Origin of the sequence: Gordonia sp. ABKF26, assembly GCF_041103195.1 — a bacterium.
Lineage (GTDB): Bacteria > Actinomycetota > Actinomycetes > Mycobacteriales > Mycobacteriaceae > Gordonia > Gordonia terrae.
On sequence record NZ_JBGCVZ010000003.1, the window covers coordinates 3,046,865 to 3,072,614 of the forward strand.

Here is a 25,750-nt window from a genome sequence, read left to right on the forward strand (position 1 = left end):
GGTCAGTTGCCCTGCCCGCCACGCCCGGCCGCGAAGAGATCGGGTACCGGGTCGACCCCGTTCACCACCCAGTCGCCGAGGATGCGTGCCTTGTAGACACGCGGGTTGTGTGACGCCAGGGTTCGTGCGTTGCGCCAATGCCGGTCCAGGAGTGCCGAAGTCGACACGCCGGAGGCGCCGAGCGCGTCGAATACCGTCGTCGTCGCATTGAGCGCCGCATCGATGATCACCAGCTGTGCCTGATCTGTGGCGACCTGTGAGGTCCGGATGAGGCGTGCGCGCTCGGCCGCGTCGTCGGCGGCGTGCGCGGCGGCCAACCTGTCCAGCTCGCGTGCGGTCTGCCGAAGCGTGGACTCCGCGCCGAACGCATGGGCCGACACGCCGCCGATGACCTGCAGCAGTTGCGGATCCGAGGCCGGCACGGGGTCGAGTCCCTGCGGGTAGTTCCGGCCACGCGACCGCAGTGCGGTGACCCCATCGCGCAGGGTCGCCCGGACTATCCCGGTCAGGACTGCGAGAATCGCGACCTGGTAGAAGTGCCCCTGATACGCGAAGCGCTCGGTCACCGGGAAGACGTCACCGTGCTCGGCGGGTACATCGCTGTAGTTGGCCGTCCCGCTCGCCGTCGTCTGCTGGCCGAACCCGGTCCAGTCATCCACGAGTTCGACGCCGGGGTGGTCGCGTCGGACGAGAGCGGTCAACAGGGTGCCGTCGTCGGTGCGACCGATCACGTCGAGCCAGTCGGCGAAAAGACTGCCGGTCGCATAGAACTTGGCGCCGGTGACGCGGTGGCCCTCGCCGTCCGGCCGGATGGTGGTGGCCATCGCGGCGAGGGTTCCGTTGTTCGCTTCGGTCCACCCGCCGCCCACGAACTCGCCCGCCAGGAACCGGGAGATCCACCGGTCGTTGGCCGCCGAACGCGGTGCGTTGAGCCGGTCCTCGACGAACGCCAGGTGATTGCGCCAGACATGCGCGACGTTGGCGTCGGCCTCGGCGAGCGCGGCCAGCAGGGCAAAGGTCTGCTCCAGCGACGCGCCGAGTCCGCCGTCGGCAACCGGGATACGAATCCGGCCCAGCCCGGCGGCCTTGAGCCAGGACACCTGGTCGTGGGCGAACTCTCGTCCTCGTTCTCGTTCGAGATTGCCATCGGCGATGCGTCTGAATATCGGCCCGAAACGTTCGTCGAGTTCGTTGTCCGTGGCCGTCGCCGGCTCCAGGTACACCGGCGCAGTCGGGGCCGCGGTGTCGGTCATGTGCTCACTGCTTTCTGTCGAGACGGGAAAGGCCGTTGCCGGCGGTGTAGCGGGTCAGAACCCGACCCCGGCGAACGGCAACCGGTCGGTGCTGAAAAGCGCATCGAGGCGGCCAACGGAACCGGGCCGATGTTCGACGACCCGGCCGGCGGCCGCAAGTTGTCGCCACCGGGTGCCACCGAGGTAGGTGGTGGCCAGGGCCGAGACGCCGACACTGACGTCGGGATCGGTCTCGACGCGGCGCACCGATTTCGAACCGATCTGGAAAACAGCGGAATTCGCGGCCAGGAGGGGATCGGAGACCGCGACGGCCACCGGGTCCTCGTCACGATAGGTCCGCGCGTCGAGGGCCGCCTCGACGTCGATGAGGCGCAGCCACGTCTCGTCGTGCTCCGGCCCGAGTTCGACGGCTCTTGGGTCCTCGAGGGCAACGACGATGGGGTCGTCGAGGGCCAGGTCATTGATCACCACCGAGTCGACCAGATCGAGTGACAGGAGGTGTCGCCAGAGGGCGGCACGCGACACGTCGGTCGCGGCGGCGAACTCGGTGACCGTTATGGTCCGCCCCCGGCTTCCGAACCAGTGCTCCGGGTCCTCGGCCTGGTACACGACGTAACCGTCGTCGACCCCCGCGGCGGTGCTGTGTAGCGCCACATAGATCGGAGCCGACCCTCCGGTGCGACGGATCCGCTGCAACTCCCACCAGGGGGCCGGCAGTCCCACCGTCCCCGGTGAGTTCACCCGCTCGATCACCGCCCGGAGCTGTTCGGTCGTCGCGTCGCCGTCGGCCAGCCTGATGCGGTCATCGCCGGGCACGGTGGAACGCAGGCGGGCGTGCCGGCGATCCAGGCGTGCCGACCGGGCGGAGGACGCGACCCCGTAGCCGAACCGCTCGTAGATCACCGCCTCGGACGCCCGCAGGGTCGCGACGATCTCCCCGCGCTTGTGCGCGTCGTCGAACTGGGCCGCGACGAGCCTGCTGAGGACACCCTGCCGGCGGTGGGTCGGCAGGACGCCGACGTGGGTGACAGCCGCGTGGGGGACCCGGGCGCCGCCGGGGACTGCGAGCCAGCCGCTGTAGGAATCGACTCCGCCGATGACCACGCCGGACTCGAGCGCGCCGATGAATCGGCCGTCCTCGGTGATGGTCGTGGCATCGATGTCCATCGTCGGTAGGCCGACCATGGCTCGGAGGAAGGTGCCGAAGCCCGACCTCACCTCGTCGGGGTCGAACAGATGCCGGAACTCGAGGGTCACTTGCACGAGTATCTTCGTCGCGCGGTCGGGGAGCGAGTGTTTCACCCGACCGGATTTCATCTCATCATCGGGGAATCAATCTGTCGTGCAACGAAACCGGTCAACGCTATTCCGGGCGTGAACCATCGGATCACGATGAGCCGAAGAGATGCCGGACCAAGCACCCGGCCCGTAGGGTCGTGCCCCGATGTGCGCTGCGAATCCTCGGCGCACCCCTACGAGGAACGGTCTTCACGCCCATGCTGATCAAGCGGATTCGTCGTCGTGGCGCCCTCGCGGCCGCACTGACACTCGCGGTCGCCGTTGTGGCGACCGCCTGCGGTGGAGGTGGTGGTGGCTCGATCACGTCGAAGAACCCCGCCGACACCCTGGTGGTCGGGCTCTACACGGAGCCGACGGCCATCGACCCGCAGCGTGAGTACTTCTGGGAAACGTTCCGTGCGTCGCGCAACATCTACGAGCCGCTGGTGCAAGAAGTGCTGTCGACCAACCAGGGCGTGACCGAACTGTCGCCCGGTCTGGCGACGGCTTGGCGCCACAGTCCCGACGCCACCACTTGGACCTTCGACCTCCGCAAGGGCGTCAAGTTCCATGATGGGACCGACTTCGACGCCGCCGCAGTTGATTTCAATGTCAAGAGGTTCTCCGACCCCGAGTTCGAGTTCTACGACGAGAAGAGCGCGGCGATGCTCAAGGCGCGCTTCAACGATCTCGCGGGTACCCGCATCGTCGACGACCACACCTACGAGTTCACCTTCAACCGGCCGTACCTGGGCTTCCCGCGCCTTCTCGCACAGTCCATCGGGTCGCCGTTGATCTTCAGCCCCGCCGCGCTGCGTCAGTACGGCAACGACGGTCTATCCGAACACCCTACCGGTACCGGCCCGTACCGCTTCGTCGAGCGGAAGATCAACGACCACATCACCCTGGACCGGAACGACGACTACTGGGGCACGGCGCCGGCCCTCAGACGGCTGGTGTTCCGGACGATCCCCAACAACCAGAGCCGGCTGGCGGCCTTCCAGAGCGGTGAGATCGACATCCTCACCCGAGTCCAGCCGACCGACGTCGAACTTCTGGAGCGGCAGGGCGCTTCGGTTCCGGCGGGCACCGGAGCCCAGCTGGATTACGTGTCCTTTCTCTTCGGGAACCGCTGGGCCCAGAATCCCGCCGTGCGCGAGGCGGTCTCACTCGCGATCGACCGGCAGAGCCTCGCCGACAACATCTACTCCGGACATGCGCAGCCCCTGTGGTCGTTCCTGAACCCCGGTAACGAGGCGTATGACCCGGAACTCCGCAACTACTCTTACGATCCCGATCGTGCGCGGCAGATACTGGCCGACAACGCCATCGCGAACGGCCAGGTGTCGTTCAACATCATCGCTGACCTCGCGGGTCAGCCCGAGGCGGAGGCCATCTCGGCGAATCTGAAGGCGGTCGGCATTGACGCGCCGGTTGTCGCCCTCGAACGGGGCAACTACTCGTCCCGTATCTCCAACCCGCAACCCGACGACGGGTTCCACCTCGGCGAATACGGAGGCACATACCCCGAGTGGGCGCTGGAGGGATTCAACTCGACGGTCGTGGCCAACGGCGGTGAAGGCTACGTCGACTATCCGGCGATCACGGGGGCACTCGACGCGGCGCGCTACACCAGCGACCCGAACACGCGTATCGCGAACTGGCAGAACGCCGACAGAATCATCGCCGCCGAGCACGCGGTGATTCCGACCGTGAACTTCACCCGCTACTACGCGATCTCGCCCCAGGTGCAGGGGTTCGTGTGGCCGAACACCAATTGGTACGACCTCGGCCCGGTGTCGAAGGAGGGCTGATGGCGACGACGCTGCTCGAGAACGAACCGCGGTCCAGGACAGTCGAGGACGGCGAGCAAGACGCCGCCTGTCCTCCGACGACGCGCTGGAACACGCTGCGACGCAGAGCGCGCGGGCACCGTCTGGCCGTGCGCATCGCGGGCCGCGTACTCCTGCTCGTGCCCGTGTTGTTCGTCATCTCGATCTTGGTCTTCCTACTCGGAAAGGCGAGTCCGGGCGACCCGATCAAAGCGAGTCTGCACGGGGTGCTCTCTCCCGACGCGGTGGCCGATCTGCAGCAGGCCTACGGTCTCGACGACGGCCTGGTGGTGCAGTATCTCCGCTGGGTGTCGAGCCTGTTCACCGACGGCGGGGGTCGCTCGATCATCAACGGGTCGATCGTGTTCGACACGTTGGGCACCGCCTTCGTCAACACCCTGGTCCTCACCGCGGCAGCGGTTGTGGTGTCGGTGGTGTTCGGAGTGCTCATCGGCACCATCGCCGCGCTGAACCACAATCGATTCGTCGACCGCGCGATCATGCTGCTGGTACAGATCGGGTCCAACCTGTCGGTCTACTGGTTCGGCCTGATCCTGATCTGGGTCTTCGCGCTCGAGTGGAAAGTGTTGCCCGCCACCGGTATGCGTGATGCGGGTGGCGACGGCGGGGTGGGCGACCTGCTCCACCACCTCATTCTCCCCGCATTCTCGGCTGCTCTGATCTCGATGCTGATACTGGCACGGTTCGCGCGTGCCGGTGTGATCGAGAGCTTGGAATCCGACTATGTACGGACGCTGCGCAGCCAAGGTCTGCCGCGCCGGCGGATTCTGGCCAAACATGTCGGACGCAACGTCGCGCCCATCATCGTGACGACGACGGGCCTGGAGATCGGCACGTTGCTGAGTGGGGCGGTGTTCGTCGAGTTCGTGTTCAGCTGGCCGGGGGTGGGAACCGATCTGATGAACGCGATCAGCGCGCACGACTATCCCGTCATCCAGGGTGGAGTCATGTTGGTCACCGTGGTCTTCGTGATCGTCAATCTCGCGACCGACATCATCGCGGACCTCCTGGACCCGAGGTTGAGGAGCTGATGTGACCGTCACCGAAGAGGGACCGTTCGGACAGACGCGGCCGAAGATACTGGGTCACAGGTGGACCCGGCCGGCGTGGACATACCACCGACAACTGGTGGCGGCTGTTTCGGTGTTGACGTTCGTGCTGATCGTGTCGGTCCTCGCGCCCTGGTTGGCGCCGAGTGACCCGACGGTCGGTGATGCCGCGTCACGCTATCTGTCGCCCGGAACCGACGGTCACGTTCTCGGCACCGACGAACAAGGCCGGGACATTCTGAGCCGACTCATCTGGGGCGGTCGTGCCACGATCGTGCCGACCGCGATCGCCACCTCGGTCGCCGTGGCGATCGGCTCCTCGATCGGCCTGCTCACCGGGTGGTCACGGTCCTGGGTATCCGGCGGGGTCATGCGGATCGTGGACATCCTGTTCGCTTTCCCGGTCGTCATCGTGGCCTTCGCACTCGCCGAAGTCATCGGCATGGGCGTGTGGGTGGTGGCCGCGTCGGTGGTGTTCGCCGCCGTGCCCTACGTCACGCGGATCGTCTACGCCGAGACCCGGCGACAGCGCGAACTCGAATACGTGGACGCAGCAATCGGTCTGGGCGCATCCACGTCAACGATTCTCAGGACGGAAGTCCTGCCGAACGTCGGCGCCACCATCATCGTCTACTGGACGAGCCTGATCGGTATTCTCATCGTCCTGGCATCGAGCCTCAGTGCGCTGGGTATCGGTGTGCAACCGCCCACGCCCGATTGGGGTCGAATGGTGGCCGAGGGGGCGAAGGTGCTGATCTCGGGTAGCCCATTCGTCGCCATCGTTCCCGGCGTCGCGATCCTCGTGGTCGGACTCGCATTCAACTGGCTCGGTGACGGACTCCGAGACGTTCTCGACCCCCGATGGAGCCCCCGCCGATGACCACGACAGAACACAGTGTCGAGCTCCGCACGACGCCTCCGGACACGCCGATGCTCAGTGTGGACGGCCTGTCGGTCCGGTTCCCGCAACGCAATGGCGGGGTGGAGGCCGTCAGCGACCTGACGTTCGACCTCTCGTCGAACCATGTTCTCGCCCTCGTGGGTGAGTCCGGATCGGGCAAGAGTGTGACCGCGTCGGCCATCGCCGGACTCTTGCCCGCCAGTGCTCGTCCGGAAGTCCGGGGATCGATCTCATTGGCCGGTAGCCAGATCGTCGGAGCCACCGAGAAGGACCTGAACGCGCTGCGCGGTACGAGGGTCGGGACCATCTTCCAGAACCCGGCCACGTCGTTCGACCCCTCATTCACCATCGGTTCCCAACTGGTCGAGCTGATCCGGTTGCATCGCGACATCAGCAGATCCGATGCCCGCGAGGTGGCCGCGGAGTGGCTGCTACGGGTGGGGATTCCCGACACGGCCCGGGTCCTCGGCAGTTACCCGCATCAGCTGAGCGGGGGGATGCGTCAGCGGGTGATGATCGCGGTGGCGTGCATTCCCGAGCCTGATCTCTTGATCGCCGACGAACCGACCACCGCCTTGGATCCGACGCTTTCCGTTCGGATCCTGGATCTCATCGAGGACTTGCGCAGCGAACTGGGGATGGCCGTCCTGTTGGTGACCCACGACTTCGGGGTGGTGGCCCGGCTCAGCGATACCGTGGCGGTCCTCCGTCGCGGGCGCCTGGTGGAACACGGTCCGACGAGGAAGGTGCTCGAGGACCCGCAGCACGAGTACACCAGGACGCTGATCACCGCAGTGCCGGAACTGTCCGCGGATGCGCACCTCGCCGACCGCGCGGTGTCGTCGGATGATGCCGTTCCCGCCGCGGTGATCGATCGGGTGTCAAAGGTCTTCGATGCCACGGGATGGCGTGCCGAGGACTTCACCGCCCTCGACGATGTGTCGATCCGGATCGAGCGCGGCCGGACCTTGGGGGTGATCGGCGAATCGGGTTCCGGCAAATCGACGTTCGCTCGAATCCTTGCGGGCCTCGATGTCGCGACGAGCGGACACGCCACAATCCATCGCGACAGCGGTGAGGTCGAGGTGTCCCGGTTGCGCGGTGCCGACCGTGCGCGTCATGTGCAACTCGTCTTCCAGGATCACGGTAGTGCGCTCAACCCCCGGGTTCGGGTCGGCGAACAGATCTCTCGGCCGATCCGGCGATCGGGGCTGCTGACGGGCAAGCGGTCGTTGCGGCGGCGCGCGGACGAACTGCTCGCGCTCGTGGGTCTGGAACCGGACGTCATCCGAGATCGATACCCGCACCAGCTGTCCGGTGGCCAGCGGCAGCGGGTCGGCATCGCCCGTGCCCTGGGTGTCGAACCGGCACTGGTGATCCTGGACGAGCCGACGTCGGCTCTGGACGTGACGACTCAGGACGAGATCCTGCGTCTGCTCGCGGATCTGCGATCGACGACGGCGGTGACGTTCGTGCTGATCGCGCATGATCTGGCCGTGGTGCAGGCGTTCGCCGACGATGTGGTGGTGCTGGATCGGGGTCGCGTGGTCGACCGCTTCGATGCCCGGGATCTCACTGCCCCGGAACGAGATCCGGTCACCCGCCGCCTGGTCGACGCGGTGTTGCCACCACGCCCTCCGGCCGTGCGATCAGTGACAACGGCGTAGAAGTGCCGCGGGTCGGCGATGACGACCGGACCCGCGGCACCTACCGCGACCACGGTTGACTCAGGCTTCGCGGTCACCCTCCGAAGCGCCCACCAGTTGCGCTTCTTCCGGCACGTCCTCCTTCTTGGCCAGCGCACTGGGCCACCACACCGGTCGGCCGATGTCGTAGACCAGCGCCGGGACCAGGAGCGTCCGGACGATCAGGGCATCGAGGAGGACGCCGAAGGCGACGATGAACGCGATCTGCGCCAAGAAGATCAGCGGAATGACCGCCAGGGCGGAGAACGTCGCGGCGAGGACCACGCCGGCGGACGTGATGACTCCGCCGGTCACGGTCAGTCCGCGGAGAACGCCTCGGCGCGTACCTATCTGGAGAGCCTCCTCGCGAACACGGGTCATCAGGAAGATGTTGTAGTCGATGCCCAGGGCCACCAGGAACACGAACGCGAACAGCGGTACGACCGGGTCGGCACCGGGGAACCCGAGGATGTGGTTGAACACGATCGACGAGATTCCCAATGTCGCCGCGAAACTCAAGATGACGGTGGCCATCAGGAGGATCGGCGCGACGATCGCGCGAAGCAGTGCGCACAGGATGAGCAGCACCACGATGCTGACGATCGGGATGATCAGATTCCGGTCGTGGATGGCGGTCGTCTTCGTGTCGAGGTCGACAGCCGTCGGGCCGCCGACGAGTGCATCGGCGCCGTTCACGTTCCCGACCGAGTCGCGAAGGCGTTCGATGGTCTCCTCGGCGGCCAGTGAATCCGCCGGGTCGGTCAGGGTCGCCTGCAGTGCGACCCGTCCGTCGACGGTCTTGGGTGCGCCACTTGGATCGGTGACCGGGACGACCTCGGCGACACCGTCGACGCCGGTCGCCGCGCTCTGGACCTGCTGGAGCGATGCCCCGTTGGCGATGATGACCGCAGGCGATCCGTCTCCGGCGTCGAAGTGGGCGGAGAGAACCTCCTGGCCCTCCTGCGATTCCACCTTCAGGAGGAAGGTGTCGGACTGCGCGACCCCGTCGGCCTTGAACTGGGGGAGGAACAGTGCGAACAGGACGAGCAGCAGCGTGGTGGCCACCCAGAAACGGCGGGGGTGTCGCCCGATGCGGTTCGCCAGGGCGCCCCAGAATCGGTGGTTGCTGCTGTCGTCACGCTGCGCGGCCTCGGGTTCGATGACCGGCCGCTTCGGCCAGAAGGCGCCGCGTCCCAACAGGGTCAGAGCTGCGGGGAGGAAGGTCATCGAGGCCAGGAAGGAGGCCGCGATACCGATCGCCGCAACCGGGCCGAGTCCGCGGTTGGAATTCAGGTCCGACAGCAACAGACACAGCACGCCGGCGATCACCGTACCGGCGGAGGCCGCGACCGGTTCGAGGGTCGCGCGCCACGCCGCCCTCATCGCGTCGTACTTGTCGGCCGTGAGTCGTAATTCTTCTCGGTACCGCGACACCAGTAGAAGCGCGTAGTCCGTTGCCGCGCCGAAGACCAAGATGAAGAGGATGCCCTGGCTCTGGCCGTTCAGCGTCAGCACGTCGTTCGATGCGAGCACGTAGACCAGGAGGCTCGCGAGCCCGAGCGCGAAGACGGCGGAGACGATCACGACGAACGGAAGGATCGGACTGCGATACACCACGATGAGGATGAGGATGACGACCGCGCCGGCAACCAGCAGCAGCAGTCCGTCGATGCCGCCGAACGCGGTGGTGAGGTCACCCGCGGTACCCGCCGGTCCGGTCACGTACACCGACAACCCCTGGGGCGGGCCGTTCGCGAGTTCGGTGCGCAGGGCCTCGACGCTTTCCGAGACCTCGCCCGAGGAGTCGACGGGCACGATCATCTGGATCGCCTTGCCGTCCTGAGAGCGGATCGGTGGCGACGTGCGCTCGGAAATGCCGTCGGTGCCGGCCACCTTGCTCACGGCGTCGGACACGAAGGCGAGGTCGGCGTCGGTGATGCCGCTGGTGCGTTCGGCGACGACCACGGCGGGGATCTCGGACGAGTCGACGAAGTCGGCTTCGAGGCGGGAGACCTCGGTGGCCTCCGCAGAGGCGGGCAAGAAGGAGGTGTTGTCGTTCGCCTGCACGTCGCCGAGTTTTCCGGCGAACGGCCCGCCGACGGAGCCCAGGGCCAGCCATCCGATGACCAACAGGGCTGGCAGAATCCATCGCAAACGACTGACTCGTCGAGCAGGAGTGGGTGGGTTCACGGAGCTTCCGTTCGTTGGTTGCGGCTGACGCGGGACAGCACCATGATGTTCAGCAGGCTGAACAATTGCAAGTCTGTGGAGTGTGACGTAGAGAATCGGCAGGACGCGGTGGACAACGGGAACGACGGGATGGACGGCTGGCCGACGGGTCGGCTGCTGTCAGCGGCGGCGAGAATGGTCGAACACGCGTGGGAGGCGGTGCTGCGGGAGTACGACATCTCCAGCGCCGGACTCGTCGTTCTGCATGTGGTGAGTACGGGGCCTGCCACTCAGCGGGAGATCGCCAGGAAGGCGCGGGTGACGGATCAGACGGCGAGCCGCACCATCGAACGACTCGAACGCATGGGTTATGTGCGCCGGCAGGTCGATCCCGACGACGAGCGGCGTAAACATGTGAGCTCGACTCCGGCCGGGACCGAGGTCTATCACGCACTCCTCGAGCGAGAGCGAACCGATCCGGCGTTGATCGCGTCCATCGGTGAATCGGAATCACAACTTCGTCGGTTGCTGCTCGAACTGATTCGAGCGCAACAGGATCGGACCGCAGGATCATCATGACGGGCGAGGCTGGACTCAGCCCGCGTCGCGTGCGGCTTCGAGGCCGGCCACGAGAGCGTCGACCTTCGCCCGGTTCTCCGCCGATGTCATCAGCCCGACGAACGGCGGACGCGAGAAGGTGAGGGTCACCTGGAGGAGTTGTTCCCGTTCGCCGCCGAACAACTTTTTCCGCCGATCGGTCTCCGTGACCTCGGCAGACACGAACGACGCCGCCGGCAACCGTGTCTTGGAGGTGCCGCCCCGGAGCTTCTCGAACCACTCCCCGTCGAGCACGACCGTTTCATTCGACAGACCATGGATCTCGAGCACGTGATACCCCTTGTCCCTGCGGATGTGTCGTGATCACGATATCCGCCGGGGACGTCGACGCCGGGGTTTGTGCGAGATCGAAATACCCTTGTCCATCGGGACCCGTGCCTACTACTGTGCCGGGCGTGCATTCACCGACCCGTGGACCGAGATCCCCCTTGATGACGTATGGCTGAGGTGAGGCTCCGACAGGCCGACGGCGCGGACACGGACCGACTGGTGGCCGTGTGGCGCTCTGCGGTCGAGGCAACGCACCACTTTCTGACTCCCGCTGACATCGACGGCTTTGCCAGTCGACTCGCGCGGGATTTCTTCCCCGCGGTGGAATTGGTCGTCGCTGAGGTCGGTGGAGTCATCGTCGGCTTCAGCGGGACAGCCGACAACCGGCTCGAGATGCTGTTCGTCGATTCTGCCGCCCACGGCCGGGGCATCGGCACGGTGCTGCTCGATCATGCGGTGGAACGCGTGGGCATCGACGAGCTCGACGTCAACGAGCAGAATCCGGGTGCCGTGGAATTCTATCGGCGCAGAGGTTTCGACCAGGTGGGGCGTTCGCCGGTCGACTCGGATGGCCGGCCGTTCCCGCTTCTACACCTGCGCCGCCGCGCGGTTCCATAGCGACACTGCGCGCTGTTTCCGATGTGTTCGACCACCTGGTCGAGACTGCGTCCCTTCGCGGGCACATGGGTCGCGAATCGGTCCTCGCTGAGCGCTGCGACGGGCCGGGCCGACGTTTGCCGCCGGGGTCAGGAGTCGTGTCGGCGGTCCTTCTTGGTCTGGCGGCGTGCGCCGGCCGCGATGGTCGACGCCTCGTACTTCTTGCGGCCTGGCGAGTCGCGGGTGTCGTCGGTACGGATTCGTCCCGACGAGGCGACCTTGCCCTTGCTGTCGTTCTTGTTCTTGCGGGGCTTGCCGCCGTCCGTGGATGGTGCCGGGTTCTCGGTCCGTGCGCGTGCCAATCGCTCGGCCTTCAGCTCGAGGGCCGCGTCGCGGGAAACCCGGGCCAATCGCCTACTCACCCGGCTCAGGGCGTCCTCGAACACCTCCGCTTTGGCGGCGTTCCGGACATTCGCTGCCTTGGCGCTCCCGCGTCCGCCTTTGGCCTTGACCTTCTCGGCCCCAGCTCGTCGGTACAAGGTGACGTGTTTGTTCCGAGCGCGCCGGATGCGGGAGTGGAGGTCGATCAAACCGTCCTCGTCGAGCCCGGCCATCTGCGACTTCTTGGTCTCCCGGACGAGGAGATATTCGCTCTCTGACAGAGAATTCAGAGTCTTTTTCATGCCGGTCCTCTTTCACCACATCGTCCGGTTGGTGCACCTGATGGTAGATGTCGGCGTCCGTTTCGAGCTCGGTTTCCGCCTAATTCTCGCGACACGAGGAGCGGTTCAGGTACCCGAGGTTGCCGGTGGCGCCCCCATCGGCCGGTCGTAGGCCTTCTCGACCTCTGGGCGGAGTCGGGCGTCCTCGGTCGCCTTGCGGGCTGCAGTGGTCCACATCTGGGTGACCATCGGCAGATAGTAGGTGGCCGGAGACCCGAGGATGTACGTGGCATTGCCCTCGACGAAGGTCTTGTTGGCCGGATCGTGGAGTCCGATCATGCTGTAGTCGTTGTGCACGGGACGGCCTTCACCCTGTCCGCCAACAGAATTCGACGCGCTGTGGTTTCGACGAGCGGCGTCGGTCATCAGATCGCGGTTGGGTGCGTCGGCCCAGTAGTCGTACTGCCTCGCAACGATCTTGACGGTGTATCGGGTGTTGTCGGGGAAGTTGTTTCCGCCATAGTCTGCTCGGCAGCCGCCTTGATTGGCGCATCCGTTGTATTTGGATTCGAGATCACCGGTGAGTACGAACATCACTGTCGCGGGGTCGATGTCGCTCGTGGGCCCATAGGTGCGCAGCCAATCGTCTTGAACCTGCGCACCCTGACTGTGACCCACTACGATCTTCCGGCCCGGGATCTCGTGCAGCATCTCGTTGAGCTTGTCCCGCCCGCGGTGGGTGTTCGTCGCGCCGGGGAAGTTGTTGTAGGGCACCTTCACGACGCGATTCGGTGATGCGAACAACTCGCCGCGCAGCCAATTCATCGGCAGGGAACGGAACGCAGGGTCGAGCGTCAGGACGGTCGCGCCGCCCGGATCCGGGACTGCACCGGCGACCGGTGACCATTGTCCGATCCCGGCCGCCAGAATGAGCACTAGAATGGTCCGCAGATATCGCTTCGTCATCGATTCGCCGCCTCACGGTCTCGACACTGTCTATCACATGGATAAATGGCCGCAGGACGATCAGAAATAGGGACGGCGGTCCGTATGTGAACGAATCTCCGATACGTGGAGCACCCGTGAACCGTTGACGACGGGCCGTCAGGTGAGCGATGCAATCGCCCTGTCGGCGGCCGTCGGTGCGAGATAGTCGATGACAGGCAGCAGCGTGCGTACAGCTGCCGGCGCCACCGAGGTCGGACGATGGGTGATCGCGCGGACGATCCACCGCCCGGCTTCCTCGACGGTGAGTGCCGGGGTGTTGTCGTAAGCGGCTGTGGGAGCGATCATCTCGGTTCGCACGAGGGGGAAGTAGACGTTCGTGGCCCGAATCTGTGGATGGGGATTCTCTGCGTTGAGGCTACGGCCGAAGATGGCCAGCGCACTCTTCGACGCGGCGTATGCAGAGAACCTGGGAAAGGTGTTCGCCATGATGCCCCACGTGCACACGTTGACGATATGTCCTGACCGACGGTCGACCATGTCCGGCAACAGGCCGAGCGACAGTTGAACGGGGGTGAGGTAGTTGAGACGCATGGTGCGCTGGTAGTCGTGGAGCCGGTCGGTGGAGTCGAGGATCGTCCGACGGATCGAATGGCCTGCGTTGTTGACCAGCACGTCGATCGGTTCACTGCGAAGTTCGTCGATCAACGCCGCGGTCGACACCTCGTCGGAGAGGTCGCAGAGTGTGTGGTCACAACCTGTCTCCTCGGACAGTTCGATCAGTTCCTGTCGGCGTCGTGCGACGGCTATCACGTGCGCGCCGCGGGCGGTGAGCTGCCGCACCGATTCCCGCCCGATCCCTGCCGATGCGCCGGTCACCACCACCGTCAGCCCCTGGACATCGCGCCCGTCACCGGCGATCGCCTCGGAAACCACGCGGGGTAGCAGCGTGCGGCGTTGTAGCGCCATCCCGACGCTCCGGCCGAGGACTGCTTGCAGCTCGGTGCCGATCCTGCTCATCGGATCTCCTCCTCTGTTCACGGTGCCGAGTCGACCATCGCGCACCCGTGCCGACGACGTGACAGCGGCGTTGACTCTACGCGGTTACGCAAACGCCTCCCTGGTCGACATAGCGGCGACGGCAGGTATCTCGAAGCCGTTGATCTACACCTACTTCGGGTCGCGCGATGGTCTGCACGCGGCGTGCGTTCAGCGGGCGGGGGAGCAACTCGTCGAGGCGGTGACCGCTGCGCAACAGGTGCAGGGGGCCCAGCTGCGCGCTCTGGCGACATTGACAGCGATCGTCGAGGCGCTCGACGGCGGTACCGAGAAATGGCGGGTGCTCTACGATTTCACCCCGCCCAAGCCGAGCGCCGCACATGATCGAACGCGCCACTACCAGCAGGCGCTCAACGCACTGGGTTCACAAGGGGTGGCCGAGGTCCTGTCGGTGCGGTCTGGTCCGATGTCGTCGGAGACGCATTCGCTGTTGCTCGCGTGCTGGTTCAGCGTCGTCTCCGCGGTGATCGACTGGTGGACAGAGCATCATGACCTGACCGCCGCCGACGTCACCCGTCACTGCCGGCAGTTGGTCGAGGCGATCCAGCACCCTCGCTGAAGTAGTTCGGTCCCCGACACCTCACCGGCCATCCGCGAACTCGACGTCGTGCTGAATCTGACTCAACCGTCAGTCACTCGCCGCCACTCGAGCTGCCGCCGGATGAGTCGGAACCGCCGTCACCCGACCACCCGCCGTCGAAGCCGGACCAACTCGAGGACGAATCGGAACCCTGGGCACTGCGGCGTTGGTGCGCCGGAGTCGGACGGGGACTCTCGGAATCCTCGAAATCTGGCCGGCCGGCAGCGCGCTGCGGATCCGGCCTGAATTCTCGGATCGCAGTGGGAAGCACGAGGGCGGACACGCAGAGTCCAGTGAGTACGACGACGATCAACCAGTCGGGTGCCCCGAGCAGGGCGACGATCATCGCGCTTCCGATCGCGACCAGAACGAGAATCGCACCAAGGGTTATGCGCGGCACCTTGTCCTCCTCACGGTGTAGCGCACCGAGTTGACGGGCGCTTCGATGTCGACAGGGTATGGGGTTTGTCGATCGACACGCGCCGAGTCTCCACAGGCATGAGGCGACGTCGGCGGACCGAGGAAGACGATCGCCGATCCCGCCGCGTCTTGCGGAGCGCTCGTCGAGTTGACGCGTTCGGGATCATGGAGTCATGGAAACCCAATACGAGGCCTGGCCCGCGCTACCGGTTGATTCGTGGAGCGACACCAGGGACACGGTGCAGTTGTGGACCCAGATCGTCGGTAAGACGCGTCTCGCTCTCGGTCCCGAGATCAATCACTGGTGGGGGGTGCCGCTGTATGTCGACGGGCGTGGACTCACCACGTCGCTGATGGCCGTCGGAACTCGCGGGCTCGAGATCCGCTTCGATTTCGTGGACCACGAGTTGGTCTTCCTGGTCACCGACGGATCCACTCGTCGGATGAAGCTCGAACCGCGGACGGTGGCCGACTTCTACGCCGAATACACCGGCCACCTGACCGACCTCGGTTTCGACATCGACATCGTCGGGACCCCCGTCGAACTGCCTGACGCCACCCCGTTCGCAGAGGACACAGTCCACTCGTCCTACGACCCGCAAGCCATGACGAGGTTCTGGTGGTCGCTCGTCAGCGCTCAGCGGGTGTTGTCGACGTTCCGTGGTGAGTTCAGAGGTAAGTCGTCGCCTGTGCATTTCTTCTGGGGCGCTTTCGATCTGGCGGTCACTCGTTTTTCGGGGCGGAGCGCGCCGCAGCATCCCGGCGGGGTTCCGAACTGTCCCGACTGGGTCATGCACGAGGCCTACAGCGACGAGGTGTCGAGCGCGGGATACTGGCCGGGAGGCGCCGAAGAAGGTGCCTTTTACGCCTACGCGTATCCGCATCCCGAGGGATACGACACCCACCCTGCGGTGGAGGCCCCGGCGCACTGGGATGCCGCGCTGGGGGAGTACGTCCTGCCGTATCACCTCGTTCGCCAAGCGCCGGATCCGGACGCCGTGGTGCTGAAATTCCTTCGCCAAACTCACCAGGCGGCGGCCGAGACCGCCGGCTGGGAGTGAGCGCGACCGGTCCCGGAGTTGCTCGGACCTCGGCGTCGTCGACCGAGTCCTGACGGCGCCCGGTTACTCGCCCAACAATGCGTCCAGCGTCTCGAACGCCGCGCGCCATCCGGCGGCGGCGTACTCGTACTGCTCGTCCGTGAGGTTCCCGCCCGTCTGACCGAATCGGACCTCGGTGCCGGCGTCGACGGCGAGAAAGTCGGCGGTGAGGCGTTCACGCGCGTCCCCGGGTTCGTCGGTCATCGTCAGGACGAGCCTGGTCGGTCGATGAACCTCGATGTACTCGCCGCGCCAGTGGAATTCGGGCATGTCGTCGCTGACGATCATCGTTGCCGTCCAGGTGCCTCCGGGGCGGGCGTCGAGCGTGACCGAGTCGACGGGCACCTCGTTCGCTCCGCCTCCGAACCAGGTCGCAAAGAGCTCAGGTGTCGTCCACGCGTCGAAGACGGCGTCGGGTGAAGCGGCGAAAGTGTAGGTGAGGGTAGCCCCGGTGGTGTCGGTCATCGTGAACCTTCCTTCTGGTCGTCGACGTCCGCGGACATCGGTGCCTCGGTGCGGACGACATTGTCCGCACCGAGGCAGACCCTCGGGATGGTCAGAACTCATCGGCGCCCGCAGCCGCGGAGGTGCGCAAGCGGTCACACCGAGACCGTTGCAGGCCGTAGCTGTCGGGTCCGCGTCTCAGTGCTGAGCCATGGATGGCTCGGGTGCCGTGGAACAGTGCCCGAGCCGGTCGTGTTCGCGGGTGTCGCTCGACCGCGTAGACGATCGAGCACAGGCTGCACAGCCAGCTTTCCGGGCCCGATCACGACCAGGATCAGGAGCGCCCAGCAGAAGAGCGCCGAGGACTCGCCGTCGTTTTGAACCGGCAGCAGGCCATCGCCCTGGTGCTTCCAGAAATATGCGACTGCCATGCTTCCCGCGCTGACGAAGGCGGCAACCCGGGTTCCCACGCCGATCATGATCAGCAAACCGCCGACCACTTGGATCGCGGCGGCCCACCAGGATGGCCAAGCGCCGAACTCCGCAGTCGCGCCACCGTACGGTTCGATCGGCCACGCCCACAGCGTTGTCGTCCCATGACAGAAGAAAAGGAAACCGATGACCATGCGATAGACGCCGATCAACCACGGACCGGCACTCTCAGTTGAGGCAAGCATTGCCTAACTATTGCACGGGCGTGCCGCTTTACGATCTGGGTAGCGACTCACATCACAGGGGTTACGCTCGTGGTCCGGTGGGATGACCGGGCGAATCGTCGATTCACGGGGGAGGTCGCTCCGACGGAGGGGAGTGATGGACAGTCGATTCGCTGACGATCGAACTGGAAGTGGTTGCCGTGAACGACAACAAGCGTGCCCGAGGCCCAGCGCCGACGATGAGTCCGTCGGCGGTACCGATCGGGGAAGCACTCGACCGGGCGGTTGGTCCGCGTCGAGGTGAGGCCGACGAACTGCTCTCGTTGTTGTCGGAGGTCACCGGGAGGGAGCCCGTGGTGTGGGCCGGCCGGATGGTCGGCTTCGGCGAATACGAGTACCGGTACGCCAGCGGACACTGCGGCCGGGCACCCGAACTCGCCTTCGCAACAGGGCCCAAGAATCACACCATCTACCTGGTGAGCGATTTCGCGACCCGGTGGCCAGATCTCGTCGAGACGCTCGGAAAGAACCGAGTAGGAAAGTCGTGCCTGCATCTGACCCGCCTCGACGACGTGGATCGTGCGGTGTTGCGAACGCTTCTCGAGCGATCTCTGGCGGAGACGCGTGCAACCCACGAGGGTTGAGGCGTACAGCGACTCACGGGTGAGCAGATGACACGGACCCGAAATACGTTCGTCGATACCTTTCGTCGGCTTCGTGCTGACGAACGGGTTCACGATCTGGCTGCTGTGGCGGACCTGGGCGCGGGGCCGCACGGTTTTCGCGGGCGGATGACGTGGTGGTCGAACGTCGGTGCGCCGAAGTCGAACTCGTGTCGAACGAAGCTCGTCGGTGATCAGTGGCCGGGGCGATGGCCTTGTTCGATGGTCATGCGAGGCCAAGGCGGTTGCCGCAGGACCGCGGCTGATCCCAGTGCTGCTGCGACGAGGCCGGTGATCACCCCGATGAGGGCTACCCGGCCGCCGTCGACTGCCGGGGTCCAGGTCGTCGCGCCATCGGTCACCGTATAGGCGCCGATCGCAACCGGTCGACCGCGGAACCCGCTGCGCGACACGGGGATCATCGTGGTGCGCTCATCGATCGATATCGGGTCGCCGAAGAATGTGCCGCGGCCGCCCGCGGGCTCGCTGATCGACATCGGTTCTCCTCGCGTTCGGTGAAGGTGATCTGGACGGGATTCAGTATCGGTCGGCCGGGACCCACGGTGGGCGTGATCTGGTCGGCATGGGACACATGGGCACAGAATCGCAGCATCTCGACGCCACCACGGCGGACGTTTCCGGATCGATCGTCGGCTCCTGAGAGTTGCCGATACACTCACCGCCAACCGGCGCCTGATCCGCGGCCGCCGAACGACGACGATCGTGGAGGCTGGCGGATGGCGCAAGCCGGTGAGCACAAGGCGTGGGTCAAGGGTCTGGCGATCGTTGTCGGTCTGTTGATTCTGTACGTCGCCGTTCTGGCGGTCTATGCCGCCGGCGATTCCGGCGATGATTCGGACACACGGAAACCCGCGGCGAACGGGGTACTCGTGTACATCGACGTCGACGCCGTGAACGGTGGCGCCTTCGAAATCGGCGGTCACATCACGGTCTATGCCGGGGACGATCTGCTCGATGCGCGTGGTGACCTCGACGAGGATGTGACGATCGACGTCTCACCGCTGACGTCGTCGACCGAACTCAAGTTCTCTGCGGGTACGCGGCCGGGCACCCTCCCGGTGACGATGTACAGCGATGGTGACATCCGACTGTGGCCATTCGACAGCTACGTGTCGGATTCGGTCACCGTTCAGGCGTACGGCCCGGGTGACGTGGAATTGCCGACGGAGGTCGCTGTCACCGACTCACTGATCGGCTGGCACGTCGGAGCGGCCGACAGCGACTACGCCGGTGGGCAGGCGTTCACGATCACGTCGTCGAGGACGGCCGGATCCCTGACGTTCGATCTCGCGTTGTGCGTGATGCTGGTCGTCTTACCGATCTGCACTCTCTTCGTCTCCATTCAAACCGTGCGGCGTCGCAAGGCATTTCAACCCCCGATGGTCACCTGGTTCGCGGTGATGCTGTTCGCCGTGCTCCCGCTGCGCAACATCTTCCCCGGATCGCCTCCGTTCGGGTCGTGGGTCGACTACTCGGTGGTGCTCTGGGTCCTCGGCGGTCTCGTCGCATCGCTCGCGCTGTATGTCATCGCGTGGTGGAAGCAGGCTCCGTGAGCAGGAACCACCCGAATCTTCGGGCCGATGTCGATCCGGATTCCGGCGGCTCGGGCTAGCCCCTGGTAGGTCCTGCACCGACGGGAGGCTGGCCGCCGCCGGGACCGCCCGAACCCATTCCGGTGGCGGCCTGCTGGGTGACGCTGCCGGCGTAGTCGCCAGTCGGGTCACGGTAGATCGTGTGGACGTGTCCCCAGCCCGACGTCGTGACACCGTCGACATCGGCGCCGGCCGAACCTTGCTGCGCGGCGAACTCGATGTATACATCGGGGCCGGAGATCTGGAAGTAGATTCCGTCACCCTGGGTCATGTCGTAGGTGGTGGCTCCGGACCAGTTGACGTAGGTCTCGTCGAGAGATGCCGCGATCTGTTGAACCTCGGTGCCGTCGCCGGCGGTGTACTCGTCGCCGCCCATGATTCCGGTGACTGTGGCGTACCCCTCGTCGCTCAGCAGTGCATCGAGAACTCTCAGTGCGGCGGTCCGCTGTTCATCGCTCAGATCGGCGAGATTCACGCCCGCGCGGTCGACGAGGGTGACCGGAAAGGTCGACCATGACGTCGTCTTGGTTTCGTCGTCGTAGTCGTAGGTGACCTGCTCACGCTGTTCGTCGGTCAGGGTGGTCAGGAACGCCTGAGCCGCTTGAACGGACGACGTGATCGTCGCAGCGGTCGTGGCCGTGTCCTGGGTGGTGGCCGCAGACGACGCAGAGGTCGATGTCGCGGTCGACGGCTGTCACATTCCCGATGCCGTCGGTGTCTTGAGGGTGAGAGCACTTCGAACATCGACGAAAGGCAGGATCATGAACACCACCGGCATCACACGGATCGACGACGAGCGGGTCGACGCGCAACGGCCACGCGTGGTCGTCCTCGGCGCGGGCTACGCCGGCGCGATGGCGGCCAACAGGCTTCGGCGCAACCCCTTCGTTGACGTCACGATCGTGAACCCGCAGCCGTTCTTCGTGCAGCGCATCCGGCTTCACCAGTTTGCGTCGGGGACCGGCGATCCCCAGGTCGGACTCGACGGCATGCTGGTCGACGACATTCGGGTTGTCGTCGACACCGCCACGCTCATCGACACCGGCGGGCGTCGGGTTCATCTGGCGTCGGGCGCACACCTCGACTACGACTACCTGATCTACGCGATCGGGAGCCGGCACCGCACCCCGGACATCGCAGGTGCAGCGGAACATGCTCTGTTCATCGCCGATTGGGCGAGTGCACAACGCATCCGGGAACGCGTCGGGAGTCTGGGGGCGCACGAGACGGTCACTGTCATCGGTGGGGGGCTCACCGGGATCGAAGTCGCAGCAGAACTCGCCGAGAGCGGACACGACGTCCGGCTGGTCGGCGGCGGAGGGATCGCGACCTCGGTGGGCGGCCGGGCCCGGCGCGCCACGGAGAAGCAGCTGCACCGACTCGGTGTCGATGTCGTGGATCAGGGACGCGTGGTCGAGATAGGGGAGCGGACCGTCACCGTCGATCTCGACGGCGAACACACCGTACTTCCCAGCACGGCAACGATTCTCGCCACCGGCTTCGAGGCTCCGGAACTCGCAGCCGCCAGCGGCCTGGCGACCGACGAGATCGGCCGTCTCCGCGCCGACGTAACGCTGGGCAGCATCGACGACGATCGGGTGGTCGGCGCCGGTGATGCGGTTGCGGTCGAGGGGATCTCGTTGCGGATGAGCTGCCAGGCCGCCGAGCCGCTGGGCGCTCAGGCCGCTGACGCGGTGCTTGCGAGGATCGACGGTGAGCAGCCGACCGCCGTCGATCAGGGCTTCGTCGCGCAGTGTGCCAGCATCGGCCGACACGCGGCCACTCTGCAGTTCACGCGCCGTGACGATGCGCCGACGCGTGCCGTGGTGACAGGTCGCCTCGCGGCCTTGACCAAGGAGTTGGTCTGCCGTCAGACCGTGGCGAACATCCGGCGTGAGGCCGCGCGACCCGGTAGGTTCAGCTGGTTCAGCGGCGCGAAGGCAACGGCCGTCGAGCCTGAACCGGCAGGGCGATGACCAGCGAACGGACGGAGAAGGGGGTGTCCATGGCACACGGCGAATCCGACCGTCGCGCAGCTCGGTTCGCCGACCTCCGGCCGCTGCTGTTCACCGTCGCGTACGAGATCGTCGGGTCCGCGGCCGACGCGGACGACGTCCTGCAGGAGAGCTACCTGAGGTGGGCGGAGGTCGATGACGCCGATGTGGTCGATCCGAAGGCCTACCTCGCGAAGATCGTCACACGCCAGGCGCTCAATGCGCTGCGGTCTCGCTCGCGGCGTCGTGAGGAGTACGTCGGCCCGTGGCTTCCGGAGCCGATCCTGCTCGACGATCGTGACCTCGCCGACGACGTCGTACTCGCCGAGTCGGTGTCCACGGCGATGCTGGTGGTGCTGGAGTCGCTGAGTCCCGACGAGCGTGCGGTGTTCGTGCTGCGCGAGGTCTTCGGCTTCTCCTACATCGAGATCGGGTCGATGGTCTCGAAACCTCCGGCCACGGTGCGCCAGATCGCGCACCGCGCCCGGTCGCATGTCGAGTCACGGCGGCCCCGTTTCGACCCGGTCGACGCGCAACGGGCCAGAGCGGTTGTCGAGGAGTTCCTCGACGCCGCGCAGTCGGGGCAGATCGAGTCGCTCATCGCGCTGCTCTCACCCGACGTCGTGTTCACCGCCGACAGCGACGGAAAGGCGACGGCGGTGAAGCGGCCCATCCAGGGCTCGTTGCCGGTGGCACGCCTGCTCGCCGGCTTCGCGCGGTTGGGGACGACGATTGACGACTATCGTGCCGAGGTGGCCCTGTTTAATCACGAACCGGGCATGATCGTGTACTTCGACGGAAAGCTGCAGGGCGTCTTCACGTTTCACATTGTCGACGGCGTGATCGAACAGATCTACGCAATGCGCAATCCGGACAAGCTCGGTGGGGTCGAGGAGCCGCGAACCATCGCACGGTGAGTTCCGGCCGGGGCATATCCATTCTCACCTGCACGGTTCGACACAGCTGGACCACGGCGGGCTCGACTGCTGTATCCACCGATGGTGTGCTGTCGCGGGATCAGGTCCATGGGTGCCGGGCCGGGATCCTTCTGCGACGATGGGTCGATGATGCGAAACGCGTTCGGCCACGGTATTCCGGATCAACCGGGATGGGTGGGAGTGCCACGAGCTGATGAGCGGACCTGGGAGTGCCTCTCCGAGGGGTCGGACGTTCGGTGACTCACACCCCGCTGCGGTCGGCGCTGAGAGTTCGGGCTGGGTTGCGGCGTGGCATGCCCACCACTGACTTGCGGACGAACCTGCCCCCGGAGGCGGTGTGGGCCACGATCACCGATGTGCAGGCCTGGCCGTCATGGGGGCCCACGGTCGTCGGCGCACGTGTGGATGGTGACGTCGAGTTGGCGTCGGGGACACGCGGCACGATCACGACCATCGCGGGGGTGCCCCTGCCCTTTGAGATCACCGAGTTCGTCGATGGACGGTCGTGGGCCTGGAAGGTGGCCGGCGTGAACGCGACACGACACGAGGTGATCCCGGTGGCGGGTGGCTGCGTTCTCAGCTTCGGCGCGCCGGCCTGGGCGGTGGCCTACCTGCCGGTACTGGCAATCGCATTGCCGCGGATCGAACGGATCGCTTCAGGACTGGGGGACTGACGTTTCCGGTCGGTGATTCCCGCTCTTCCCAGCACTGTTTGTTGCCGCGCTCGTGACCACGCGCAGACGGGGCGGGTTCGTCGACACGGTAGTGTTAAAGTATCATAAACACCATCAGTAACTTGAGTAACTCGAGCACCATGATCCGGAGCTATCGAATGCCTTTGTCGTACGGCCGCAGCCCTCGCCGACGCCTCGGCATCCGAACCGTGCAGGCCGCGGTGGCCACCGCCGTCGCCCTCGTCGGCGGACTCGCCCAGGCCGGCGGGGCTCATGCAGCGGACGGGTACCCGTACGTGAATCTCGGTGACAGCTACAGCGCGGGCGCAGCAGTGTTCCCTCAGGCGACGCGGGCGGCAACCTTCTGTTCGAACTCGCTGGTCAACTACTCCAGCCTGGTCGCCAAGCGACGCGGGACCCCGGTCGCCGACGTCAGTTGCGCGGGGGCGACGACCGAGCACCTGACCCAATCGCAATACCGATGGCAGGGACCGCAGATCAACGCGGTGGGACCGGCCACCCGTTTGGTCACTCTGACGATCGGCGCGAACAACAACGGTCTGTTCAACGACTCGACCTCGGCCTGCCAGCAGGCCTGGATGTCCGCGCCGCTGTCGGCCGCCCCGTGCCGCGATGAGTTCGGTACCTCGTTGGTGGACAAGATCAATTCCTCGACCTACCCCGCCCTGGTGAACGCTTTGCGTGACATCGACCGCGCCGCGCCGCGCGCCCGCGTCATGCTCGTCGGGTATCCGCAGATCTTCCCGGCCGCCGGGAATGTGCTCTGCTCGGCGTCGCTGCTCACGGCACCCGGAGACACCGCATATCTGCACCGGGCTTTTGCGGCTCTCAACGACGCCATGCGCCGAGCCGCCGCGACCACTCACGCGACCTTTGTCGACATGACCAAGGTCTCCGCCGGTCACGATGCCTGCGCGGGCGATCGGCGGTGGGTGGAGCCGACGTTGGGAGCTGTCAGCTTCCCGGCGATGCACGCCAACGTTCGTGGCCAGCAGGCGATGGCCGATCAGGTCGTGGCCGCGCTGCGCTGAGGACCTGACCGCTGTGAGTCAAGGTGATCATCGCTGCCTTCAATACCGGGGGCCTCACAAACCTTGTATCCACGTTCCCTTGATAAAGCGGTTGCAACGCCCCGTGAGTCGTTGCGAGGCTTGCCGTGTGGAAACTGTTGCGTCGAAAGAGAAGAACCAGCCGGCGCCGCCGCATGTGATCTTCGATGATCTCGTGAGCCCGAACAGGCAGCCGTCACGGCCGTGGCTCCACCTGCTTGACGACGAGGTTGCGCCCACCGTCCTCGAGTCGGCGCGGCCCACGCGGGTGGTGTGGTCGTCGTTGTGGACGAAACGGCCGGACGCTCAGGTGGTCTTCGATCTGAGCGGTGGGCGCAGTGGTACCGATCTGCGGTGGACGCTGCTCACCGACCAGCCCGCACCGGATGATCGCCAACTGCGTCACCTCTGCCAACGTATCGGCACCCTGATCAACGCCAACCTGCGATACACCTACGGCCAGTAGGGCCAGCCGGGTCAGTTGCCGATGTCCGACAGCGCTTCGGCGTAGGAGCGGTAGTCACGGCAGGAGATATGCATCCGAGACCCAACCGGTAGGGGAGACACAACACCTGAGTAACGGGCCCAGATCGCGGAATTGCACTTCTAGGAGCTGTGGGTCGGCCAGGGCCGTGAGTGACGCGATCGGTTCGCCGCTTCGGCTCACGCCGGCTGTGCCGACGACTCGCCCTCAGATCGCTGCAAGGGCTGCGATTACCGCGTCCCGGTCAACCAAGCTCGCACCGGCGAGAGTACGTCCCCATCCGAATCGACCTCTGTCACCAGATCGGCAATGGTGATCTCACGCAGCGATGCGCGCCAGGCGCTGTCGGCCGCGTACATCGCCCGCGCGATCGGGCAGGGGCGGGTGCAGTCGCTCGGCGAGGCTGCCAACGGGCCGCGCTGTCGGATCTCTGTGCATGTGAACGAGGACTGGGAACCGTCGATCGCCTCAACGACATCAAGAAGCGTGATCTCCGCCGGCGCCCGGGTCAGCACGTAACCGCCGGCTTTACCCTGCACCGACTGCACGAGTCCGGCGCGAGAGAGGCTCTGAAGTTGTTTGGCTAAGTAGGTCCCCGACACATCATGAAACTCAGCCAGTCGCGCGGCGGGCACCGGGGCGGTGACGCCGGAGAGCACCACACAGCAGTGCACCGCCCATTCGATGCCTCCAGACAACTTCATGTCTCTACGCTACTTGACCCAGACAGGTGGAATCCGAGTATCCTGATCTCGGACACAAACTGTCCGAGATAA

The 25,750-nt window shown here is 65.7% G+C and carries 27 protein-coding genes and 1 pseudogene; 15 read left to right on the forward strand and 13 right to left on the reverse strand.

The window, feature by feature from the left end:
- Window positions 1-2 precede the first annotated feature (2 nt).
- Window positions 3-1,253 carry an acyl-CoA dehydrogenase gene (locus AB4Z55_RS14030; protein ID WP_248642708.1) on the reverse strand — a complete coding sequence of 417 codons (1,251 nt, stop codon included), beginning with the start codon at window positions 1,251-1,253 and terminating at the stop codon, window positions 3-5.
- 54 nt (window positions 1,254-1,307) lie between these two features.
- A complete protein-coding gene (locus AB4Z55_RS14035) occupies window positions 1,308-2,510 on the reverse strand; it encodes a GNAT family N-acetyltransferase (protein ID WP_248642706.1) in 1,203 nt (400 codons plus the stop codon).
- A 239-nt stretch (window positions 2,511-2,749) separates the two neighbouring features.
- Between AB4Z55_RS14035 and AB4Z55_RS14040 the strand changes: the two genes are divergently transcribed.
- The 4 genes from AB4Z55_RS14040 to AB4Z55_RS14055 are packed head-to-tail and all read left to right on the forward strand — an operon-like array spanning window position 2,750 to window position 8,001.
- Entirely contained in the window at window positions 2,750-4,345 is a 1,596-nt protein-coding gene (locus AB4Z55_RS14040; RefSeq protein ID WP_248642704.1) for an ABC transporter substrate-binding protein, read from the forward strand.
- Window positions 4,345-5,415, forward strand: a complete 1,071-nt coding sequence (locus AB4Z55_RS14045; RefSeq protein ID WP_248642703.1) for an ABC transporter permease — start codon at window positions 4,345-4,347, stop codon at window positions 5,413-5,415. The genes AB4Z55_RS14040 and AB4Z55_RS14045 overlap by 1 nt, the downstream gene beginning before the upstream one ends.
- A 1-nt stretch (window position 5,416) precedes the next feature.
- Entirely contained in the window at window positions 5,417-6,313 is an 897-nt protein-coding gene (locus tag AB4Z55_RS14050) for an ABC transporter permease (protein ID WP_369519926.1), read from the forward strand.
- Window positions 6,310-8,001 (forward strand): ATP-binding cassette domain-containing protein, encoded by a 1,692-nt coding sequence (locus tag AB4Z55_RS14055; RefSeq protein WP_369519927.1) that lies wholly within the window; start codon window positions 6,310-6,312, stop codon window positions 7,999-8,001. The genes AB4Z55_RS14050 and AB4Z55_RS14055 overlap by 4 nt, the downstream gene beginning before the upstream one ends.
- A 60-nt stretch (window positions 8,002-8,061) precedes the next feature.
- On the opposite strand, the gene AB4Z55_RS14060 is transcribed toward AB4Z55_RS14055, so the two are convergent.
- Entirely contained in the window at window positions 8,062-10,173 is a 2,112-nt protein-coding gene (locus tag AB4Z55_RS14060; protein WP_248642699.1) for an MMPL family transporter, read from the reverse strand.
- A gap of 78 nt (window positions 10,174-10,251) precedes the next feature.
- On the opposite strand from AB4Z55_RS14060, the gene AB4Z55_RS14065 reads away from it, so the two are divergent.
- Window positions 10,252-10,767, forward strand: coding sequence for a MarR family winged helix-turn-helix transcriptional regulator (locus tag AB4Z55_RS14065; protein ID WP_248642697.1), 516 nt, complete (start codon window positions 10,252-10,254; stop codon window positions 10,765-10,767).
- 15 nt (window positions 10,768-10,782) lie between these two features.
- On the opposite strand, the gene AB4Z55_RS14070 is transcribed toward AB4Z55_RS14065, so the two are convergent.
- Window positions 10,783-11,076 (reverse strand): hypothetical protein, encoded by a 294-nt coding sequence (locus AB4Z55_RS14070; protein ID WP_101822705.1) that lies wholly within the window; start codon window positions 11,074-11,076, stop codon window positions 10,783-10,785.
- Window positions 11,077-11,244: 168 nt separating this feature from the next.
- Between AB4Z55_RS14070 and AB4Z55_RS14075 the strand changes: the two genes are divergently transcribed.
- Window positions 11,245-11,694, forward strand: a complete 450-nt coding sequence (locus AB4Z55_RS14075; protein ID WP_239399042.1) for a GNAT family N-acetyltransferase — start codon at window positions 11,245-11,247, stop codon at window positions 11,692-11,694.
- Between the two features lie 128 nt (window positions 11,695-11,822).
- Here the strand turns inward: AB4Z55_RS14075 and AB4Z55_RS14080 are convergent, their stop codons facing one another.
- From AB4Z55_RS14080 to AB4Z55_RS14090, 3 genes are all read right to left on the reverse strand, one after another.
- On the reverse strand, window positions 11,823-12,356 hold the full coding sequence (locus AB4Z55_RS14080) for a hypothetical protein (RefSeq protein ID WP_004018664.1): 534 nt from the start codon (window positions 12,354-12,356) through the stop codon (window positions 11,823-11,825).
- A 105-nt stretch (window positions 12,357-12,461) separates the two neighbouring features.
- Window positions 12,462-13,301, reverse strand: coding sequence for a PE-PPE domain-containing protein (locus tag AB4Z55_RS14085; RefSeq protein WP_004018663.1), 840 nt, complete (start codon window positions 13,299-13,301; stop codon window positions 12,462-12,464).
- 138 nt (window positions 13,302-13,439) lie between these two features.
- A complete protein-coding gene (locus AB4Z55_RS14090) occupies window positions 13,440-14,300 on the reverse strand; it encodes an SDR family NAD(P)-dependent oxidoreductase (RefSeq protein ID WP_369519928.1) in 861 nt (286 codons plus the stop codon).
- A 22-nt stretch (window positions 14,301-14,322) separates the two neighbouring features.
- On the opposite strand from AB4Z55_RS14090, the gene AB4Z55_RS14095 reads away from it, so the two are divergent.
- Complete coding sequence (locus AB4Z55_RS14095; protein ID WP_248642693.1) at window positions 14,323-14,898, forward strand: TetR/AcrR family transcriptional regulator; 576 nt, start codon at window positions 14,323-14,325, stop codon at window positions 14,896-14,898.
- 73 nt (window positions 14,899-14,971) lie between these two features.
- On the opposite strand, the gene AB4Z55_RS14100 is transcribed toward AB4Z55_RS14095, so the two are convergent.
- The gene (locus AB4Z55_RS14100; protein ID WP_369519929.1) at window positions 14,972-15,319 is read right to left on the reverse strand and encodes a hypothetical protein; all 348 of its coding nucleotides are present in this window, start codon (window positions 15,317-15,319) and stop codon (window positions 14,972-14,974) included.
- 193 nt (window positions 15,320-15,512) lie between these two features.
- On the opposite strand from AB4Z55_RS14100, the gene AB4Z55_RS14105 reads away from it, so the two are divergent.
- A complete protein-coding gene (locus AB4Z55_RS14105) occupies window positions 15,513-16,400 on the forward strand; it encodes a DUF5996 family protein (protein ID WP_101823131.1) in 888 nt (295 codons plus the stop codon).
- 63 nt (window positions 16,401-16,463) lie between these two features.
- Here the strand turns inward: AB4Z55_RS14105 and AB4Z55_RS14110 are convergent, their stop codons facing one another.
- Both AB4Z55_RS14110 and AB4Z55_RS14115 read right to left on the reverse strand, forming a co-directional pair.
- Entirely contained in the window at window positions 16,464-16,904 is a 441-nt protein-coding gene (locus tag AB4Z55_RS14110) for an SRPBCC domain-containing protein (protein WP_004018658.1), read from the reverse strand.
- 134 nt (window positions 16,905-17,038) lie between these two features.
- The gene (locus AB4Z55_RS14115; protein WP_369519930.1) at window positions 17,039-17,560 is read right to left on the reverse strand and encodes a DoxX family protein; all 522 of its coding nucleotides are present in this window, start codon (window positions 17,558-17,560) and stop codon (window positions 17,039-17,041) included.
- Between the two features lie 179 nt (window positions 17,561-17,739).
- Between AB4Z55_RS14115 and AB4Z55_RS14120 the strand changes: the two genes are divergently transcribed.
- Window positions 17,740-18,183 (forward strand): DUF1801 domain-containing protein, encoded by a 444-nt coding sequence (locus AB4Z55_RS14120; protein ID WP_369519931.1) that lies wholly within the window; start codon window positions 17,740-17,742, stop codon window positions 18,181-18,183.
- Between the two features lie 212 nt (window positions 18,184-18,395).
- Here the strand turns inward: AB4Z55_RS14120 and AB4Z55_RS14125 are convergent, their stop codons facing one another.
- Complete coding sequence (locus AB4Z55_RS14125) at window positions 18,396-18,698, reverse strand: hypothetical protein (RefSeq protein WP_248642688.1); 303 nt, start codon at window positions 18,696-18,698, stop codon at window positions 18,396-18,398.
- A gap of 240 nt (window positions 18,699-18,938) precedes the next feature.
- Here AB4Z55_RS14125 and AB4Z55_RS14130 point away from each other — a divergent pair, with 240 nt between their 5' ends.
- Entirely contained in the window at window positions 18,939-19,775 is an 837-nt protein-coding gene (locus AB4Z55_RS14130) for a DUF4436 family protein (RefSeq protein ID WP_369519932.1), read from the forward strand.
- Window positions 19,776-19,830: 55 nt separating this feature from the next.
- Here the strand turns inward: AB4Z55_RS14130 and AB4Z55_RS14135 are convergent.
- Window positions 19,831-20,490: pseudogene (locus AB4Z55_RS14135) on the reverse strand (DUF3500 domain-containing protein); the annotation flags it as partial.
- A gap of 85 nt (window positions 20,491-20,575) precedes the next feature.
- On the opposite strand from AB4Z55_RS14135, the gene AB4Z55_RS14140 reads away from it, so the two are divergent.
- The 5 genes from AB4Z55_RS14140 (at window position 20,576) to AB4Z55_RS14160 (ending at window position 24,956) form a co-directional block, all read left to right on the forward strand.
- Window positions 20,576-21,790: an NAD(P)/FAD-dependent oxidoreductase gene (locus AB4Z55_RS14140; RefSeq protein WP_369519933.1), complete on the forward strand. Its 1,215-nt coding sequence runs from the start codon at window positions 20,576-20,578 to the stop codon at window positions 21,788-21,790.
- Between the two features lie 29 nt (window positions 21,791-21,819).
- A complete protein-coding gene (sigJ, locus tag AB4Z55_RS14145) occupies window positions 21,820-22,725 on the forward strand; it encodes an RNA polymerase sigma factor SigJ (RefSeq protein ID WP_369519934.1) in 906 nt (301 codons plus the stop codon).
- 314 nt (window positions 22,726-23,039) lie between these two features.
- Complete coding sequence (locus AB4Z55_RS14150; protein WP_004018650.1) at window positions 23,040-23,420, forward strand: SRPBCC family protein; 381 nt, start codon at window positions 23,040-23,042, stop codon at window positions 23,418-23,420.
- A gap of 158 nt (window positions 23,421-23,578) precedes the next feature.
- On the forward strand, window positions 23,579-24,472 hold the full coding sequence (locus AB4Z55_RS14155) for an SGNH/GDSL hydrolase family protein (RefSeq protein ID WP_369519935.1): 894 nt from the start codon (window positions 23,579-23,581) through the stop codon (window positions 24,470-24,472).
- Between the two features lie 175 nt (window positions 24,473-24,647).
- Window positions 24,648-24,956, forward strand: a complete 309-nt coding sequence (locus tag AB4Z55_RS14160; protein ID WP_369521017.1) for a hypothetical protein — start codon at window positions 24,648-24,650, stop codon at window positions 24,954-24,956.
- Window positions 24,957-25,204: 248 nt separating this feature from the next.
- On the opposite strand, the gene AB4Z55_RS14165 is transcribed toward AB4Z55_RS14160, so the two are convergent.
- On the reverse strand, window positions 25,205-25,678 hold the full coding sequence (locus AB4Z55_RS14165; protein WP_239399013.1) for an Rrf2 family transcriptional regulator: 474 nt from the start codon (window positions 25,676-25,678) through the stop codon (window positions 25,205-25,207).
- Window positions 25,679-25,750 lie beyond the last annotated feature (72 nt).